The sequence below is a fragment of the Paenibacillus naphthalenovorans genome, from assembly GCF_900099895.1.
Lineage (GTDB): Bacteria > Bacillota > Bacilli > Paenibacillales > NBRC-103111 > Paenibacillus_G > Paenibacillus_G naphthalenovorans.
The window spans coordinates 1-1875 of the sequence record NZ_FNDY01000078.1 but is presented as its reverse complement, the minus strand read 5'-3'; the positions used below and the strand labels follow the sequence as shown (position 1 = coordinate 1875).

Genomic DNA, 1875 nt, shown 5'->3' with positions numbered 1-1875 from the left:
AAGTCCAGCGGTAATATGTCAAGTCCCTGATTCGTGGAAATTGGAAATTATTTTGGCCCAAAACGCGATGACTCAGGGAAAAAGGCAACACCAAACTAAACCCAGTCGAAAATCGAGTTAATTACCAGATTTTAACTGGGAATCCGTGAAGGACTTTGGCAAAGGAGGCGTTAATCCTTCGCAGTTGTCACCTTCCTTCCAGGCGTGTAGAGTTGGCCGTTGCGTAGCAGCACATCGACCAGACGCACAAGTTTTCTTGCCGTTAAGACGAGGGCGCGTTTGTGTTGATGCTTAGGCACTTCAACGTACTTCTTCCGGTAATACTCGCCGAATTCCGGTTCGCGGTTTTTCACCGAGTTGGCAGCTTCAACAAGGTAATAACGAAGGAATCGGTTGCCGGAACGAATGCGTTTGGTATCTTCGGCCTCAAAGCCCCCGGACTGATGTTTACGCCATGTCAGGCCTGCATATTTAGCTACGGCGGCCTGATCGCTAAAGCGTTCGATGTCGCCGATCTCCGCCAGAATGCCGGCGGCGTACACCCGGTCGATGCCCGGAATGGAGCGCAGGCACTGAGCGCCGGGGATGCCAGCCAGAATGCGTTCGATCGCCTTGTCCAGCTCTTTCAGTTGGCTCTGAATACTCCGGATGGCCTGTATGGAAGTGCCGAGAACCAGATCAATGGAATCCTCTACGACCTTTGAAAGGCGGTAGGACGCTCGTGCAGCCTTCTGGATGCAGCGGGCGACATGCTCCGGGTCAGGGAAACGGTTCTTTCCCTTCTCCTTGAGATAGTCGGCCAAGTCGGCGACTTCCATGTCGGCAATCTCATCGAGGCTGAACTTTTCCGAGAGCATCTCCATGATGGCGTGGCCGAAAACGGAGCTGTCGACTTCGGAACGAAACGCATTGCATTTGTAGAACAGATTCTGCAGGAAGTACTGCTTCTCGCGTGTCAGGTTGTGAACCAGATGGTACCGCATGCGCGTCAGGCGCTGAAGCGCGATGTACTGCTCCTGCATGACGATGGTCGTCGTGAGACGGCCGAAGCGCAGGCGTTCGGCGATGATCCAGGCATCGATCCGATCGGTCTTGTCCATATCCGCGTAGGCTTCCCGGAACTTGTTGATAAGCTTCGGGTTGATCGTGAACACCTTGGTTTTCCGCTCTTGAAGCGAGGCATCCTCATGCAGGTACATAGCCGGATGCCAGCTATAGACCGAGGTTGCTTCAAGGCCGATATGGATTTCGGAAGCCGGCAGCTTGTCGGCAGCAGCCACGATGCGGTCGCGCAGATGCGAGGCACCGTGCAGATTGTTTTCTACCTTGAGCGTTTCAAGCGTATCGCCTTCCGGATTCATGAAACACGCTTCCAGTTCTTCTGAACTGACGTCAATACCGACAAATAATTTCAAGGGTGATCCCTCCCTTCTGGATTCGGGATTTAGGGAATTGGACTCTTCGGGATGCCCCCAGCGCGCTCGCCGATCAGTCACCCTCGCATATGAGAACTTCCTTCGGTCCATGAGCTGCCTCGAAGCTGCTATCTTCGAGCATGGGTTGCCGAAGGGGACAGCCAGCGGGTAAGAAGTTCAAACGAGTGCTGGGGAAACAGACTTTAGATGTAGTCGAACTACAGGAGTGAGACGAATTTCCCCAAATGACCCTAAGCTCATTGTCTGGGAACATCACGAAAAGTCCAAGACCCTAATTGTATTTTTTAAAGTTGTCAAAGAGCGGTTTTCTCTCTGGACCCCGACTTCCGCTCCTTGCCCTTCGGGCTGCGGTGCGGGTCGGCTACGTCCACCATAGTTTCACTGCAGATTAACTGGAAATTCTTCAAAAAGAAGATTCTAAACATACTATACGAGGAGT

1 protein-coding gene is annotated in these 1875 nt (G+C 52.7%); it reads right to left on the bottom strand.

Annotated elements, in window-relative coordinates:
* Nucleotides 1-170: 170 nt before the first annotated feature.
* Nucleotides 171-1415 carry an IS110 family RNA-guided transposase gene (locus tag BLT35_RS26000; protein ID WP_074730232.1) on the bottom strand — a complete coding sequence of 415 codons (1245 nt, stop codon included), beginning with the start codon at nt 1413-1415 and terminating at the stop codon, nt 171-173.
* Nucleotides 1416-1875 lie beyond the last annotated feature (460 nt).